Origin of the sequence: Geodermatophilus sp. YIM 151500, assembly GCF_025716945.1 — a bacterium.
In the GTDB taxonomy this organism is placed as follows: domain Bacteria; phylum Actinomycetota; class Actinomycetes; order Mycobacteriales; family Geodermatophilaceae; genus YIM-151500.
The window spans coordinates 151,076-167,122 of sequence record NZ_JAOVZT010000002.1 but is presented as its reverse complement, the minus strand read 5'-3'; the positions used below and the strand labels follow the sequence as shown (position 1 = coordinate 167,122).

At 73.2% G+C, this 16,047-nt stretch carries 15 protein-coding genes; 4 read left to right on the top strand and 11 right to left on the bottom strand.

Annotated features, from left to right (window positions below; genetic code table 11):
- Positions 1–85: 85 nt before the first annotated feature.
- The 5 genes from OF117_RS04365 to OF117_RS04345 form a co-directional block, all read right to left on the bottom strand.
- Positions 86–1,015, bottom strand: coding sequence for a hypothetical protein (locus OF117_RS04365; protein ID WP_263551585.1), 930 nt, complete (start codon positions 1,013–1,015; stop codon positions 86–88).
- Positions 1,016–1,157: 142 nt separating this feature from the next.
- Complete coding sequence (locus OF117_RS04360) at positions 1,158–2,189, bottom strand: DNA-3-methyladenine glycosylase family protein (protein ID WP_263551584.1); 1,032 nt, start codon at positions 2,187–2,189, stop codon at positions 1,158–1,160.
- Between the two features lie 44 nt (positions 2,190–2,233).
- A complete protein-coding gene (locus OF117_RS04355) occupies positions 2,234–3,004 on the bottom strand; it encodes an SDR family NAD(P)-dependent oxidoreductase (protein ID WP_411969421.1) in 771 nt (256 codons plus the stop codon).
- Positions 3,005–3,059: 55 nt separating this feature from the next.
- Positions 3,060–3,476: a type II toxin-antitoxin system VapC family toxin gene (locus OF117_RS04350; protein ID WP_263551582.1), complete on the bottom strand. Its 417-nt coding sequence runs from the start codon at positions 3,474–3,476 to the stop codon at positions 3,060–3,062.
- Positions 3,473–3,709 carry a type II toxin-antitoxin system Phd/YefM family antitoxin gene (locus OF117_RS04345; RefSeq protein WP_263551581.1) on the bottom strand — a complete coding sequence of 79 codons (237 nt, stop codon included), beginning with the start codon at positions 3,707–3,709 and terminating at the stop codon, positions 3,473–3,475. Before OF117_RS04345 ends, OF117_RS04350 begins: the two co-directional genes overlap by 4 nt.
- Positions 3,710–3,874: 165 nt before the next feature.
- Here OF117_RS04345 and OF117_RS04340 point away from each other — a divergent pair, with 165 nt between their 5' ends.
- Complete coding sequence (locus tag OF117_RS04340; protein ID WP_263551580.1) at positions 3,875–4,288, top strand: hypothetical protein; 414 nt, start codon at positions 3,875–3,877, stop codon at positions 4,286–4,288.
- A gap of 55 nt (positions 4,289–4,343) precedes the next feature.
- On the opposite strand, the gene OF117_RS04335 is transcribed toward OF117_RS04340, so the two are convergent.
- Positions 4,344–5,777 (bottom strand): SGNH/GDSL hydrolase family protein, encoded by a 1,434-nt coding sequence (locus tag OF117_RS04335; protein WP_263551579.1) that lies wholly within the window; start codon positions 5,775–5,777, stop codon positions 4,344–4,346.
- A gap of 298 nt (positions 5,778–6,075) precedes the next feature.
- Positions 6,076–8,082, bottom strand: a complete 2,007-nt coding sequence (locus tag OF117_RS04330) for a hypothetical protein (RefSeq protein ID WP_263551578.1) — start codon at positions 8,080–8,082, stop codon at positions 6,076–6,078.
- 493 nt (positions 8,083–8,575) lie between these two features.
- On the opposite strand from OF117_RS04330, the gene OF117_RS04325 reads away from it, so the two are divergent.
- On the top strand, positions 8,576–9,934 hold the full coding sequence (locus OF117_RS04325; protein WP_263551577.1) for a lipopolysaccharide biosynthesis protein: 1,359 nt from the start codon (positions 8,576–8,578) through the stop codon (positions 9,932–9,934).
- Positions 9,925–10,935, top strand: coding sequence for a glycosyltransferase family 2 protein (locus tag OF117_RS04320; protein WP_263551576.1), 1,011 nt, complete (start codon positions 9,925–9,927; stop codon positions 10,933–10,935). Before OF117_RS04325 ends, OF117_RS04320 begins: the two co-directional genes overlap by 10 nt.
- Here OF117_RS04320 and OF117_RS04315 read toward each other — a convergent pair.
- The 4 genes from OF117_RS04315 to OF117_RS04300 form a co-directional block, all read right to left on the bottom strand.
- Entirely contained in the window at positions 10,864–11,286 is a 423-nt protein-coding gene (locus tag OF117_RS04315; RefSeq protein WP_263551575.1) for a DUF2304 domain-containing protein, read from the bottom strand. The genes OF117_RS04320 and OF117_RS04315 overlap by 72 nt on opposite strands.
- On the bottom strand, positions 11,283–12,098 hold the full coding sequence (locus OF117_RS04310) for a glycosyltransferase family 2 protein (RefSeq protein ID WP_263551574.1): 816 nt from the start codon (positions 12,096–12,098) through the stop codon (positions 11,283–11,285). The genes OF117_RS04315 and OF117_RS04310 overlap by 4 nt, the downstream gene beginning before the upstream one ends.
- A gap of 373 nt (positions 12,099–12,471) precedes the next feature.
- Positions 12,472–13,584, bottom strand: coding sequence for a mannose-1-phosphate guanylyltransferase (locus OF117_RS04305; RefSeq protein ID WP_263551573.1), 1,113 nt, complete (start codon positions 13,582–13,584; stop codon positions 12,472–12,474).
- A complete protein-coding gene (locus OF117_RS04300) occupies positions 13,569–14,579 on the bottom strand; it encodes a glycosyltransferase family 2 protein (protein ID WP_263551572.1) in 1,011 nt (336 codons plus the stop codon). The genes OF117_RS04305 and OF117_RS04300 overlap by 16 nt, the downstream gene beginning before the upstream one ends.
- Positions 14,580–14,854: 275 nt before the next feature.
- Here OF117_RS04300 and glf point away from each other — a divergent pair, with 275 nt between their 5' ends.
- Entirely contained in the window at positions 14,855–16,042 is a 1,188-nt protein-coding gene (glf, locus tag OF117_RS04295; RefSeq protein WP_263551571.1) for a UDP-galactopyranose mutase, read from the top strand.
- Positions 16,043–16,047 lie beyond the last annotated feature (5 nt).

The following is a 16,047-nucleotide window of genomic DNA, read 5'->3' as shown; positions in this document are numbered from 1 at the left end:
CCAGGGCACCCAAGCACCGCGAAACGGCGCCGTCCGGTCACGGACCCACCCAGGGTCCGACGTGTCACACCAGCAGCACCACGCGTCAGGGCAGCCTCTCGCAGGCCTTCCCGTCGTCGTCGCCGTCGAGCCCGGCGACGTCGCCCATCGCCGGGAACCAGTAGTCGAACCACGCCTGCGCCGCGGCCTGCGTGGCGAAGTCGTCGCAGTTGACGTCGGCACTCGGGGCGGGACCCGGTGGGGCGGACGGCGGTAGGGGTTGCGCGGGAGGCGGCGGGGCGCCGACGTGCCGCCGGACGCCGAGGGTGTCCTGGCCGTCACCGCCCCAGTCGCCGGAGAAGGCGGTGTCGGTGGGCTCCCCGAACGGGACGACGACGTCGGCGACCCCGGGCGTGAGCGTGTAGCGCAGGTAGTAGGTGTTGCCGCGGCGCACGGCGAGGGTGTCACCGGGCTGGGTGTTCGACCAGCGGCCGGTGAGCACGATGTCGCCGGGGTTGCCGTAGACGAGCGTCGTGTCGGCGACGCCGGTGGTCACGCTGTTCTTGACGTAGTAGGTGCTGCCGCGACGGACGGTCAGCGTGTCCCTGCCGTCGCCGTCCCAGTCACCGACCAGCACCTCGTCGTCCGGGTTGCCGTACGTGAACTCCGCGTCGGCGACGCCCGAGGTCACGCTGTTCTTCACGAAGTAGCGGTTGCCGCGGCGGACGGTCAGCGTGTCCCTGCCGTCGCCGTCCCAGTCACCGACGAGCACGGTGTCGGGCGGGTCGCCGTACGAGAAGACGACCTCCGCGTTGCCCGTCGTCAGGCTGTTGCGGGCGTAGAAGGTGTTGCCACGGCGGACCATGAGGGTGTCGGTGCCGTTGTCGTCCCAGTCGCCGACGTACACCACGTCGCGAGGATCGCCGTAGACCAGCTCCATGTTCGCCCGGCCGCCGAACTTGTCGTTCAAGTAGTAGTGGTTGCCGTGGCCGCCGATGGTCGGGCCGTGCGCGCCCACCGGCGCGGTCGAAGCCACCGCAGAACCGATCGCGACGGCGCAGACGGCCGCCTTCCACCCCGTGCGCACTGCGCTCCCCCGATTCCGGCCGCGCCGTTGCGGCCCACGACAGCCTGGCTCGGTCGCGGAGGTGCCGCCAGGGGTTCGGGCACGGCTCGGTTCAGAAGGAGCGGTAGTCGGTCGGCGCCATGCGGGGGCCGCGCCGCGGCGGCATCGACCCGCCGAACATGAGCAGCCGCACCACCCGCTGCCGGTGGCCGCGCCAGGGTTCGAGCAGCTCGAGCATGCCGTCGTCGTCGGTCTTCCGGCCGGCCAGCGACCAGCCGACCAGGTTCTTGAGGTGGTAGTCGCCGACGCTGACGGTGTCGGGGCAGCCGTGCGTGCGCTGCACGACCTCGGCCGCCGTCCAGACCCCGATACCGGGCACGGTGCGCAGCTTCCGCTGCAGCGCCGGCGAGTCGCAGTCGCCCGGCTCCAGCCGGGAGGCCACGGACGCCACCGCGCGCAGCGCGCGGCGGCGGGCGCCGTCCAGGCCGCAGCGGTGCCACTGCCAGTCGGTGACCGCCAGCACCGCCTGCGGCGAGGGGACGACGCGCATGCCCTCGGGAGCCGGCCCGGGGGGCGGCTCCCCGGCGAGCCGGAGCAGCGCCCGCCAGACCCGGTGCGCCTCGATCGTGGTCACCTTCTGCTCCAGGACGGCGGCGACGAGCACGTCCCAGGTGCGGCCGCAGCGGCCCAGCCGCAACCACGGCGCCGCGCGGTGCAGTCGGGCGACCAGCGGGTGGTGCTCCGGCCGGAAGCCGTCGGACCGGTCGTGGACGCCGAGCCACCCGGGCACGGCCCCTCCCGCCCAGCCGGCGCCCGGCCCCCAGGCGGCGACGTGCACCTCGCCGGCGACCGGCCGCAGCCGGACGGTCGCCGAACCGTCCGGGGTCGTCGTCGTGCGCCAGATGCCGTCGGGCGCCTCGCACAGCGTCGGGTCGCCGGTGCCGCGCGACCACGGCGACAGGGCGCGGCGCAGGTCGAGCGGCCAGTCCGGGCGCACCAGCGAGACGTGGTCGGGCGGGCAGGCGTCGACCGGGCGGACGGGGCCGGCCGCGGCGCGAGCGCGGGAGACGGAGGGGCGAGAAGGTGGCGGCCGGCGGGGCGCGGTCCGGGGGACGGCGGCCCGGGTCAGCGGGGTGGTGCTCACGGGACGCTCCGGGGAAGAGAGCGGACGGGGTGGTGCGGGGCGGGTCAGCGCGGCGCCATGCGGAGTGCGCCGTCCATGCGGATGACCTCGCCGTTGAGGTAGCCGTGGCGGACGATGTCGAGCGCCAGCTCGGCGAAGTCCTCCGGGCGGCCGAGGCGGCGCGGGAACGGGATGCCGGCGGCCAGGCTGCTGCGGGCCTCCTCGGGGAGGCCGGCGAGCAGCGGCGTGTCGACCAGGCCGGGAGCGATGGTGCAGACGCGGATGCCGACGCCGGAGAGGTCGCGGGCGGCGGGCAGCGTGAGTCCGACGATGCCGCCCTTGGACGCCGAGTACGCGATCTGCCCGATCTGCCCGTCGTAGGCCGCGATGGAGGCGGTGTTGACGACGACGCCGCGCTCGCCGTCCTCCTCCGGCTCGGTGCGGGCCATGGCGGCGGCGGCCAGGCGGAGGACGTTGAAGGTGCCGACGAGGTTGACCATGACGGTGCGGGTGAACGGCTCGAGGCCGTGCGGCGAGCCGTCGCGGTTGACGGTGCGCTCGGCCCAGCCGATGCCGGCGCAGTTGACCGCGATGCGCAGCGGGCGGTCCTTGCCGGTGGCCTCCTCGATCGCCGCGGCGACCGAGGCCTCGTCGGTGACATCGGTGCGGACGAACGTGGTGTGCCCGCCGAGGTCGGCGGCCAGCTCCGCGCCGCGGTCCTCCTGCAGGTCGAGGATGGTCACCGCCGCGCCGGCCTCCGCGAGCGCGCGGGTCGTGGCGGCTCCGAGCCCGGAGGCCCCGCCCGAGACGACGGCGGCGACGTCGAGGTTCTTCACGCCGAGCAGGTTAGCCAGCACCGCGCACCACACCGGCGACTGCCGCCGGCGCGCGTCAGCCGGAGTCGGGGTGCGGGACGGCGACGACGGTCAGCGCGTCGATGCCCTCGAAGTCCCGCGGGTTGCAGGTGTACACCGGCAGGTCGTGGGCCACCGCCGTCGCGGCGATGAGTGCATCGAACGCACGAGGTCGCACCTGCCGACCGGCCCGTCGCAGCGCCGCCGCGACGCGCCCGAAGCTCCGTGCGGACGCGGCGTCGAAGGGCAGCGGATCGAAGGCTGCCTCGGCCTCCTGCAGTCGCGCCTGCCGCGCCGCACGCTCGTCGGGATCGTCCGTCACCAGTGGTCCCACGGACAACTCCGCGAGCGTCACTGACGTGATGACCGGTTCGTCGGGTAGGAGCAAGGGATCCAACTGTCCCAGGAGAACTACCGCGTTGGTGTCGAGAACGCCGACCGGATGTGTGTTCACAACTCCTGGTCCACGACTGCGTCGATGTCGGCCCGCAGGTGCTGCGGGTCGAGCGCCGGCAGGTTGCGAAAGCGCTCGACGAGGACGCTCGCCCGCAGCCTGCCCCGCGCGACCGGCTCCAGGCGCGCCACCGGTGTGCCATCGCGCGTGATCGTCACCCTCTCCCCGGCCGCGACACGGTCGAGCACCCGACCGCCGTGGTTGCGCAGGTCCCGCACCGTCGCCTCACCCATGGACGAGCATGGTATCACCGGTGAGACATGCGTGTGGGCGCAGCTGCCCCGTTCATGCCACTGCGCCTGGCGCCTACGACGTGGCGGACGGGCACAACGAAGGCGGTCGCCGGTCGCGGATTCACCCGCCGTAGCCTCAGCCGCCAGGACAAGGGAGGTCGGGACATGCTGCAGAAGTTGACCGGTGACGTGCAGGGACCGCTCGATGTGCGCGGCGCCCTGTCGGTCGAGGGCACCATCCATGGCGGCGCCGTGGTGACCGGGCGGCTCGAACTGCGCGGCACCTGCCAGGGCCCGCTGGAAGTCCGTCTCGACGGGCAGGCCGACGTGAACGCAATTGTGAACGGGGATGTCCACGCCCGCGGAGGCATATTGCGGCTCCGGGGGGTCGTGAACGGCCGGCTCGGCGTGAAGGAGGGCGCCGACGTACTGGTGGCCGTCGGCACCGTTCTCAACGGCCGCCGACTGGAAGCGGACGGCACCTTCACGCAGTTGCAGGGCAAGGGCACGTTCAGCATCTCGGACGACGCCCCGATGATGCGTCCGCGGGAGAACGGGAACTGGACTTCGGCGGAGTAAACCCCGAGCGCACCGGCCGCCCTGCGGCGGCATCACGGCGGGAGAGCGAGTGCGACTACTCGGGGTCGCAAGCCAGCGCGGTGTCGCCGGGGTCGCCGAAGTGGAAGGACGTCACCGACGTGATCGGCGCAGCTGGACCACCTGTGAGGCGCGTTGGCGTGTCGGCGAGGAACCAGCGGGCCTCGCGGGAGCGGAAGACGCCGACCTTGTCGGAGCCGTCGACGTTCGACCAGCCCCAGGCGCCGACGAGACCCTGGTCGCCTGGGTTCCCGAACGACAGCCACGTCGCGGGAGCAGCCGAGACGCTGCTCGGGTTGGCGAAGTAGAACGTGGAGTTGCCCGGCCGGTGGACGCCGAGCGTGCTGCCCGCGCCGGCGACCGAGTAGACGACGCCGCGGTCGCCGGGATCGCCGAACGCCAGGGCGCCGACGTCCGGCCCGCCGGGGCCCGGAACGCGCTCGAAGAACATGCCCCACGAGGGTCGGTGAAGGAAGAGCGAGCGGCCGCCCGGGCCGGCGTGCGGCGCGTTCTGCACGAGCCTGTCACCAGGTTCGCCGAACGGGATGGCCTCGACGTGGCCGCCGCCGTCGATCGGCTGCGAGGCGATGTACGCGGTGCCTGCAGAGGGCCGGTAGACGGCGGGCATGCACTCGCCCGCCGCGTTCGGCAGCAGTGTCGGGACGTCGCCTGCATCACCGAAGGCGACCCGGGTGACCGGTCCGATCCGCCCGCCCTCGGTGCTGGCGAAGTAGAACCACCGGACGCCGAAGGCCCCGACCCGCGAGACGCCGATGACGGCGGCCCGGCGGGAGTTCAGCGCTCCGGCCCGCAGGCCGACCGTGTGCGGAGCGGCGCGCCGGATGGCGTGGGCGACAGCGAGGCCGATCTGCGCGTGCCCAGCCGGCGTCGGGTGCACCCGGTCGGGTCCCACCTCGAAGCGGACCGCAAAGCCGTCGACGTACCGGTCGCCGGCCGCCTCGACGGCCTGCTGGACGGCCGGTCCGAGCGCTCGCATGCCCGGATAGCGGTCGCTGAAGTTGCCCGGGCCGGGATCGAAGGTGCCGACGACCGTGACCGTCGCGCCGGGGGCCTGAGCGTGGATGAGAGCTAGGGTGCGGCTGACGGCCGCACCGACCTGCGCCGGCTCGGAGGCGAGGTCGTTGAACCCGCCCTGCACGATCACCTGCTGAACTGTGGCCGGCAACGGGTTCGCAGCGAGGGCCGCCTCGTACGGGCCACCTCCACCGGAGTTCACGTAGCCACCCCCGGGATGCGCCCGGACGACGTCCAGCGACCAGCCGAGCTCCAGTGCGGTGTAGTGCTGCCAGGAGCGACCGGTGGTCGTGCCCCAGCCGGCTGATGTGTAGGAGTCGCCGATGATGGCGACCGAGAGCCCGCGGGCGTCGGGAAAGGTGTCGGCCCGCATCTGTCCGCCGGCCAGCACGACGAGGGCGAAGAAGGCCGCAATGGTCTTGACGCCGACTATCACTGATCTGTCCCCCGCGGGCCTGGCCGCCGATGTCACCGAGCAGCCGGCGCTGGCCGCTCCTCCGACGGGCGCATGGTGCTTCTGTCTGGTTTCGGGGACGGCTGCCGCCCGGCCGAGGGGTGACCTTAGGTGGCCGGGTGATGGAAGGCGGGGACCCGCCGACCCCTCGGCGCGGCGCTCCGCGTGACAGCAGCTAGAACGGCGGAACCCCCGCCCGGACCTCTCGGTCCGGACGGGGGTTCCGCCGTGTGGGGCGGTGTCAGGGTCAGCTCCGGAGAACCTGCCCGATCACCTGGGGTCAGCCGAAGTTGCGGCGGACACCCAGGCCGTCACCCTTGATGACGGTGTTGATCATCACGGGCTTGCCGTCCTTGTCGAAGACGACGTCACCCTTCTTGTTGCCCGCTGCCGTCTCGCCACCGGCGAAGTTCGACAGAGGCGACTGGGCCGTGGTGACGTACTGCTCGGTGCCGTCGTACCACACCGGCTCGATGTCGGCGTCCGCGTCGAGCTCCGAGACAAGCTTCTCGGTCGTCCGCGCCACGTCCGTGGCGGGACGGGTCTGGTACAGGTTGGCCAGTTCGTCGTTGGTGATCGAAGTCGGCGTCCAGGTGTGGTCGTCGCCGCCACCGGGAGCGTCGTCAGCCCCGTCGGCGTCGTACAGGTAACCGGTCTTGATCTCGCCCTTGCGGTGGAGGATCGGGGCGCCGGCCTTGTACGTCTCGGTCGTGCTGGTCACCGCGACGGCGTGCGTACGGACGGTGCCGTCGGCGTTGCGGGCAACGGTGCCATCGGGGTTGAACATGACGTCGCCCATACCGTGGGTGACGACCGCGTCGCCGGCCTTCTGGCCGTTCGTGCCGGCCAGGACCGCAGTACCGTAGACAGCAGGGGAGCCCTTCACCAGGACAGCCTGCTCACCAGCGCGACGAACCACCTGGTCACCGGCCTTGACGGCGACCTTGTTGGCGTCACCGGCGGGCAGGGTCTTCTCCCACGACGTCGGCGTGGCGCTGGCGGTCCAGACCTGGATGGCCCAGTTGCCCACGACCGGTTCGCCCGCACCGCCGCCGTCAGCACCGACCTTCACCCAGACGAAAGTGCCGTCCGCGTTGAGGACCGGCTCCCCCGCCTTGTACTTCGCGATGGTGCCGCTGGTCGTGCTTGCACCGTCGGCAGCCCAGCCCTCAGCGGTGGAAAGGTCCACGGCGTTGTCACCAGTCGTGCCACCCACGGCGACGTACTTGACGGCCTTGCCGTCGGCCGTCACGACGCCCTCACCACCGCGGTAGACCTGCTTGGTACCGGGCATCTGGGTGACGGGCTCGCCACCCTTGTAGGTCAGCACGGCCTGCGTGATGCTGTCCTTGGCCTGCGCGAAGCCGTCAGTGGCGTCGGCGTCCCACACCAGGATCGGGTCGCCGGCCTTGTGAACGGCCGGGACGTCGGCGGCGTAGGTTTGCGGGCGCTGGTTGTTCGGGTACGCCTTGCCGTTCTCGTCCAGAACCTCGGTCGGGAGCGAGGTGGCGAAGACGGTGTCGGTGGCCTCGCCGTAGCGGAGGTCACGCATCGCCTTGCTGAGGTCGACGTCCTTGCCGAGCTCCTTGGACAGGAAGTAGTGGTTCCCGTCGCGGCGGACCGCGATCTGGTCGGCGCCGTTGCCGCTCTCGCCCGTCTCCGGGTTGGCCCAGTCGCCGGCGAGGACGGTGTCGCCCGGGTTGCCGTAGAAGAACGTGTAGTCGGTCTTGCCGGACGTGTTGTCGTTCGCGACGTGGAACGAGGTGTCGGCGCGGTACACCATCAGGGTGTCGCCACCCTTGCCGTCCCAGTCGCCGACCAGAACCCTGTCGCCCGGGTCGCCGAAGTAGAACTGGCTGTCGGCCGTGCCGCTCTTCTTGTTGTCGTTCTTGACCAGGAAGAGGTTGTCGCGACGGACAGCGATGCTGTCGACGCCGTCACCGTTCCAGTCACCGATCAGCACCGGGTCGCCCGGGTTGCCGTAGGCGAAGACGTCGGTGGTCTTGCCGTCCTGGTCGGCAACGAAGAACACCGCGTTGCGGTTGACCATCGGCGTGTCGACGCCGTCGCCGTCCCAGTCGCCGAAGTAGACCTCGTCGCCGGGGTTGCCGAAGGCCATGACCTTCTGCGCCACGCCGCCGGCGCTGCCGGCACCGCTCAGGTAGTAGACGTTGCCCTGGCCACCCACCGGGTTGCCCTGGGCAGCGGCCGGGGAGATGGCGCCAGCGACCAGGCCGGCCGACAGCCCCGCGGTCAGCACGCCGACCGTAAGTGCTCGCTTGCTCATGAATCCTCCATCAGTCGCGCCCCGTGATGGGCGACGTGCAGAAAGTTAGCAGCGGCGGATCGCCGGGCAAGCACGTCGCCTCGGCGGAAATGGTGCGTGTCGACCCGCATCTCCGGCGCAACATGTCGACAAGCCGTGCGTCGAAACACGCCGCGCTAGGACTCCTCACCAAAGTGCGGTCGACTCCATGGGCAACGTTGATATACGGAGTGACAGAACCCCGGATTTCGAGCCCGACGCGGCTCATCGAGCCAGCGACGGCATCTTTTTCGGCCGGCGCACCATCCGGCATCGCTCGTCACATCCGCATCCCGCGTCGCGTGTCGGGCGGCCCAGCAGGGCCCTCTGGCCGCCCTCCGCAGCACGACTCGGCGCCCCTACCGGTGCTGCCGACACGTCGGGCGTCCCCCGCTTGCGGCGTCCCCGGACCGCGCCGAGACGCCCGGCGAGCGCGCCATAGGCTGGCGGCGAGGCGCACGGGAGGGGGAACCGGTTGGCCAGGGCACTACCCGCCGCGATCCGGCACATCGGCCCGGTCGCCGCGGGGCTCGGCGTGCTGGGCCTGGCCTCCTTCGCCTTCCTCTCCGTCTGCGGGCGCGCCCTCGGCCCCGCCGAGCTCGCCCCGCTGGGCACGCTGTGGGTGCTGATCAACGCGCTCGGTCCGGCCCTCTTCCAGCCGCTGGAGCAGGAGGTCGGCCGCTCGGTCGCCCACCGCGCCGCCTCCGGGCAGGGCGCCCGCCCGGTCTTCCTCCGTGCGACCGGACTCGCTGTGGCCGCCGTCCTGGTCACCGGGCTGGTCCTGCTCGTCGTCCGCGAGCCGCTCGCCACCAGCGTCTTCGCCGGTCAGGACGTCCTCGTCCTCGCCCTGTTCGTCGGGCTCGCGGGCCTGTGCGCCGAGCACCTGAGCCGCGGTGCCTTCGCCGGCAGCGGCGCGTTCCCTCGCTACGGCGCCCAGCTGGCCGTCGACGGCGTGCTGCGCATCGGCAGCGCCGCCGTCCTCGCCGCGATCGGCGTCGCCACCGCCGGCCCCTACGGCCTCTTCCTCGGCCTCGCGCCGGTGCTCGCCGTCGCCGTCACCGCCGCCCGCCTCGGGCCGGCCGTCAGGCCCGGCCCGCACGCCACCTGGGCCGACCTCGGCGGCGCCGTCGGCTGGCTCACCGTCGGCGCGCTCGCCGGCCAGTTCGTCGTCAACGCCGCGCCGGTCGCGGTCAACGTGCTCGCCGACGCCTCCGAGCAGGCCCGGGCCGGCATCTTCATCAGCGTCCTGGTGCTCGCCCGCGTGCCGCTGTTCCTCTTCGCCGCGATCCAGGCCTCGTTCCTGCCCGGCATGGCCGCCCTCGCCGCCGCCGGTGACACGGCCGGCTTCCGGCACCGGCTGAATATCGTCACACTCGGAGTCGCCGGCCTCGGCACCGCCGGGCTCCTGGTCATCGTCGCCGTCGGCCCGCCGCTCGTCCGGCTCGTCTACGGCGGTGAGTTCGACACCACCCGCGCCGACCTGTGGCCCCTCGCCGCCGCCAGCGGGCTGTTCATGGTCGCCTCCGCCGTCGGCCAGGCGCTCATCTCCGTGCGCGGCTACCGCGCCTCGGTCGTCGGCTGGACCGCCGGCGCGCTCACTTTCCTGGTCGTGCTGCTCGCGCCGCTGCGGCTGGAGCTGCGCGTCGGCTACGCGTTCCTGGCCGCCAGCGCCGTCGCCACCGCCCTGCTGCTGCTGCTCATGCGCGCCCGCCTGCGGCACCCGCTGACGCCGGCCGACGTCGCCACCCCGCCGGTCCCCACCGCCCCGGGCTCCACCGAGCTCACCGCGCTGCCCGGCGAGACCCCCACCAGGAGGCAGAGCCCGTGGACGTGACCGCCGTGGTGCTGGCCTACGGCGAGCAGCCCTACCTCCACGAGGTCGTCGACCGGGTGCTCGCCTCGACCGGCGTCGACGCGCGGGTCGTCGTCGTCGACAACGGCTGCACCTCCCCCGACCTCGGCCCGCTGCGCGACCGCCCCGGCGTCTCCTTGCTCGAGCCCGGTACCAACACCGGCTTCACCGGCGGCTGCAACCTCGGCGCCGCAGCCGCGACCACCGAGTACCTGGCCTTCGTCAACTCCGACGCGCTCGTCGAGCCCGGCGCGCTCGCCGCGCTGGTGGCCACGGCCGCCCGCCCCGAGGTGGGGCTGGCCTCGGCCAGCCTGCGCCTGGCCGACACCCCCGACCTGCTCAACACCTCCGGCAACCCGGTGCACGTGCTCGGCCTGTCGTGGGCGGGCAACCTCGGCGAGCCGGCGAGCGCGCACGCCACGCCGGGCCCGATCGCCAGCGCCACCGGCGCGGCGTTCGTCGTCCGCCGCGAGGTCTGGGACGCCCTGGGCGGCTTCACCGAGCCGTTCTTCGCCTACGCCGAGGACGCCGACCTGTCGATGCGCTGCTGGCAGCAGGGCTGGGACGTCGTCTACGTGCCGGACGCCGTCGTCCTGCACCACTACGAGTTCGGCCGGAACCCCGCGAAGTTCTACCTGCTCGAGCGCAACCGGCTGGCCATGGTGCTGAGCCTCTACGAGCGGCGCACGCTGCTGCTGCTCGCGCCGACGCTGCTGGCCTTCGAGCTGGCGATGCTGGTGGTGGCGGCGGCCGGCGGGTGGCTGCCGGCCAAGCTGCGCGGCTACCGGTGGCTCGTGGCCAACCGCCGCTGGCTGGCCGGGCACCGGCGCGCCGTCCAGCGGGCCCGGCGCCGCCGCGACCGGGAGATCGCGCACCTGCTCACGGCGCGCTTCGACCAGACCGTGCTGCCCCTACCGGTCGGCGGCGGCCTGCTGAACGGCGCGATGAGCGGCTACTGGAGCGGCGTCCGCCGCCTTCTCTGACCGCGCCTGCACCGCCTCGACGTGGCGCAGCGCCGCCTCGGAGAGGGCCACCTGGCGGGCCAGCAGCACCAGCCGCGCCTCCTGCTCGCGGAAGCGGGCGCTCGTGCTGCCCACCAGGTAGATGATCACCAGCGCGAGCACGTAGAGCAGCAGGTCGGTGCCGCGGGTGACGCCGGTCAGGTCGGCCAGCGCCTGCAGGGTGTCGGGGAACAGCACCGCCAGGACGCCGGCCACGACGGTCACCGCGGCGAGGATCTTGCGCCGGGCCTGCCCGCGCAGCGACACGCGCGAGCGCAGCGACAGGACGACGGCCAGCGCGAGGGCCGGCACCAGCAGGAGCTGGATGATCACGAGCGGCTCCAGTGGGTGACCCGGTGCGCGGCCACCTCGGCGAGGATGTTGATGCTGTTCAGCAGCGGCTGGCCCTTGGCCTTCGAGTACTCCGTGTACAGGATGTGCACCGGATGTTCGATGATCTTGTACTCGGGCCGGGTCAGGTAGCGCTCCAGCTCCGAGGCGTAGGCCATGCCGGCGTAGGAGAGCCGGACGTCGGCGGCCACGTGCCGCGCGACGACCCGCAGCCCGTTGTGCGCGTCGGTCAGCCGCGTGCCACCGCCGCGGTTGAGCAGCTTCGCGGCGGTGCGCAGGATGACCCGCCGCAGCCAGCTCATCTGCGTGGCGCCGGCGGACTCGAGGAACCGCGAGCCCATGACGACGTCGTAACCCTCGCGGATCTTCCGGATCATGCCGAGCAGGTCGTCGACCTGGTGCTGGCCGTCGGCGTCGAAGCAGGCGATGTACTGGGCGTCGGTGAGCAGCAGCGCGGCCTCGAAGCCGGTCTGCAGCGCGCCGCCGGCGCCGAGGTTGATCGGATGGCTGACCCGGAAGGCTCCGGCCTTGTCGATCTCGGTGGCGGAGGCGTCGGTGCTGGCGTCGTCGACGGCGATGACCGACAGGCCGGCGGCCACCAGCTCGCTGATGACCCCGCCGACGACCGGCGCCTCGTTGTAGACCCGGACGATGACGACCGTGTCGTCCCAGGCGCCCGCGGGCGGGTTGAGCTCGCCGGCGCGGTCGGGCTCCCGCTCGCCGTCCATGCCGTCCGATGCTAGATCGGCCGGGATGGCCTCGAGCGCCACCGGGGCGGGTCGGCTCGCCGTCACCTGCATCGGACACCTCGCTCCGGGGTCGCCTTCGTCGTCCGCTCCTCGTCCGCAGCCGCCCCGCGGCGGCCCGCGCCAGGGGCATCCCGCCCAGCATGCGCGCCGGTCCTGCCGACACGCCGGACGTCGCCCGGCGTGGGAGCGCACCGGCCACGTCCGCCACACGAGGCCCCGCAGCACCAGCCTGGCCGCGGTCGGTGCGGACGCCGGTCCGACCCGCCGGTCGACGCGCCGAAATGTCGACCTGCCCGTCGCTCCGGACACGTGCTCGGAAGCGGGTTCGGGGTGACGGTGACCGCTGCTCCCGCCACCCTCCCGCTGAACGGAGGCCGACGCCGGGAATGTGACTCAGCAGCTCACGCGCGTCGTGCCCTCAGCTGTACGTCGTGCCGTGCCGGCGCTCGACCTCGGCCAACAGCTCCTTGACCCGCTCGGCGTCGCCGATCGGGCAGACCATCGTCACGTCGGCCGTGTGCACCACCACGCTGTCGCGCACCCCGACGAGCGCGACCAGGTGGTCGGCCTCGTCACTGACGACCACGTTGCCCGCGCTGTCGACCAGCACCACGGCGCCGCGCACCGCGTTGCCCGCCTCGTCGGCGGGCAGCGTGCCGGCCAGCGCCGGCCACGAACCGACGTCCAGCCAGTCGACGTCCAGGTCGACCACCAGCACCCGCCCCGGGTCCGCGGACGCCGGCTCCAGCACGGCGTAGTCGACGCTGATCCTCGGCAGCGTCGGGAACACCTCGGCGAGCACCCGGTCGCGCTCCGCCCCGGCGGGCGCGTCGGTCACCCGGCGCAGCCCGGCGGCCGACTCGGGCAGGTGCTCGGCCAGCGCGTCGAGCACCGTGGCCGCCCGCCAGACGAACATGCCCGAGTTCCACAGGTAGCCGCCCGCGGCCAGGTAGCCCTCCGCCGTCGCACGGTCGGGCTTCTCCCGGAACGACGCCACCTCCGCCACGCCCACGCCGCCCGCGCCGGCCTCCAGCGGCGCGCCGCGCTGCACGTACCCGAAGCCGGTCGCCGGCGCCGTCGGCACGATGCCGAGCGTGACCAGCGCGTCGGGCCGGGCGGCCAGCGCCCCGTAGGCGGTGTCGAGCGCCGCGGCGAACCGCTCCACCGGCCGGATCACGTGGTCCGCGCTCACCACGGCCAACTCGGCGTCCGGGTCGGCGTCGGCCACCAGCGCCGCCGCCAGCCCGACCGCGTTGGCGGTGTCACGCGGCACCGGCTCCAGCACCAGCCGGTCGGACCGCAGGGCCGGCAGCGCCGCGCGCACCTGGTCGGCGTAGCGCGCAGCGGTGCACACCCAGATCCGCTCGGCCGGCACCACGGCCTCCAGCCGGGTGAACGCCTCGGCCAGCAGGCTGTGCGCCCCGCCGTCCGGTTCGGCCACCACGTCGAGCAGCTGCTTGGGCCGCGCCGCCCGCGACAGCGGCCACAACCGGGTGCCCGACCCGCCGGCCATGATCACCGCGTGCCGCACGACCGCTCCCCCGCCGAGGACGCGGCCCGCGACGCCGACGGCGCCGACGCCGTCGCCGACGACCGCGCCCGGTCCGGGCGCGCGGCGCCGCGCTGCAGCTCACCGGCCCCCCGCTGGAACGGTGCCCCGGCCGCGACCCGCCCGCTCACGTAGGAGAGCAGCATCCGCGCGCCCAGCCCCGCCCGCAGCGCCGCGCGCAGCGGCGCGTTCCGCCGCCCCGGGTGGCGGGCCGCCATGTACCGCAGCGCGCTGGTGTGGTGCACCCGCGCCATCCGGTGCGGCTCCCGCCGGGTGGCGTGCCCGCCCTCGTGCACGACGACCGCCGACGGCGCGTACACGTGCAGGTACCCGCGCCGGCCCAGCCGCTCGGCGAGGTCGACGTCCTCGAAGTACATGAAGTAGCCCGGGTCGAACCCGCCGACCGACCAGAACGCCTCCAGGTCGACCAGGAAGCACGAGCCCGACAGCCAGCCCGCCGTCCGCTCCCGCGGCGCCTCCCGCTCCCGGCGGTACCGCGCCGTCCACGGGTTCGCCGGCCACACCCAGCCGAACACCGCGTGCCCCACGCCGGTCGACAGCCGCGGCAGGTCGCGCGCCGACGGGTACAGCTCGTCGTCCGGCGTCCGGATCGCCGGCCCCACGGTGGCCGCGCGCGGCCACCGCCGCGCCACGGCCAGCAGCTCGTCGACCGACCCCGGCTCGAACCGGACGTCGGGATTGGCCACCAGCGCCCAGCCGGAGCTCCGCCCGCTCAGCCCGGCGTTGACCGCCGCCCCGTAGCCGATGTTGCCGCCGGTCGGCAGCAGCCGGACGTGCTCGTGCCGCGCCGCCACTTTCTCCGGCACCCCGTCGGTGGAGCCGTTGTCGGCCAGCACCACCTCGACCGGGAGGCTGGTGGCCGCGGCCAGCGAGTCGACGAAACCCTCGAGGGCCTCGCCGGGCGAGTACGTCACCGCCACCACCCGCAGGGGTGCGACGCCAGGACGGTCGGTCACAGCGGCACCCTACGAGCCGCGCACTCCCCGCCCGGACGCCGCTCCACCGCGCGGAACCCCGCGGGCACGCGCGCGACCGGTGCGCCGACCAGCCGGAGAACCGGGCGCGACACGCCGAGCGCGACCAACCGGTCACGCACCGCCGTCCCGGCGTGTCGGGCACCGCGGACGCCGTGGTCGGGCGCCCGTGAGGCGGACGGCTCCGTCCCGCCCGCGGGCGGGGCGGCCCTTGCCGGATCGGAGAGGATGCGCTACCGCCGGTACAGTCGCGAGGCGTGACTTCAGCCCGTCCTGACCTCGTCGTCGTCGGCTCCGGCTTCTTCGGCCTGACGGTCGCCGAACGCGTGGCCAGCCAGCTGGACAAGCGCGTGCTGGTGCTCGACCGCCGCGACCACATCGGCGGCAACGCCTACTCCGCGCCCGAGCCCGAGACCGGCATCGAGGTGCACGTCTACGGCGCCCACCTGTTCCACACCTCCAACGAGCGCGTGTGGAACTACGTGAACCAGTTCACCGAGTTCACGAACTACCAGCACCGGGTCTTCAGCATCTACGACGGCAAGACCTACTCGCTGCCGATCAACCTGGCCACCATCTGCCAGTACTTCGGCCGCAGCTTCTCCCCCGAGGAGGCGCGGGCGCTGGTCGCCGAGCAGTCCGGCGAGATCGAGACGGCCGAGGCGGCCAACCTCGAGGAGAAGGCCATCTCGCTGATCGGCCGCCCCCTCTACGAGGCCTTCATCCGCGGCTACACGAAGAAGCAGTGGCAGACCGACCCGACGGAGCTGCCCGCCGCCGTCATCGCCCGGCTGCCGGTGCGCTACACCTTCGACAACCGCTACTTCAACGACACCTACGAGGGCCTGCCGGTCGACGGCTACACCGCCTGGCTGCAGAAGATGGCCGACCACCCCAACATCGAGGTGCGGCTGTCCACCGACTTCTTCGACGTGCGCGACACGCTCCCGGCCGACGTCCCGACCGTGTTCACCGGCCCGATCGACAAGTACTTCGGCTACGAGGCCGGCGCGCTGGGCTGGCGCACGCTCGACTTCGAGACCGAGGTCCTGCCGATCGGCGACTTCCAGGGCACCTCGGTCATGAACTACGCCGACGAGGACGTGCCGTTCACCCGGATCCACGAGTTCCGGCACTTCCACCCCGAGCGGGCCTACCCGGACGACAAGACCGTCGTCGTCCGGGAGTACTCGCGCTTCGCCGACCCCGGCGACGAGCCGTACTACCCGATCAACACCCCGGAGGACCGCGCCAAGCTCGATCGCTACCGGGAGCTGGCGGCCAAGGAGGCCGCGGAGAACCGGGTGCTGTTCGGCGGCCGGCTGGGCACCTACAAGTACCTCGACATGCACATGGCCATCGGGTCGGCCCTGACCATGTTCGAGAACCGCATCCGCCCGTTCTTCGACCAGGGCGCGTCGCTCGACGGCCGCCTCGACGACTGACCCTC

Bases quoted from the DNA above. Each gene is read 5' to 3' on its own strand.
- OF117_RS04340 (WP_263551580.1), top strand. From the start codon at position 3,875: ATGCTGCAGAAGTTGACCGGTGACGTGCAGGGACCGCTCGATGTGCGC.
- OF117_RS04330 (WP_263551578.1), bottom strand. From the start codon at position 8,082: ATGAGCAAGCGAGCACTTACGGTCGGCGTGCTGACCGCGGGGCTGTCG.
- OF117_RS04345 (WP_263551581.1), bottom strand. From the start codon at position 3,709: ATGGGTGAGGCGACGGTGCGGGACCTGCGCAACCACGGCGGTCGGGTG.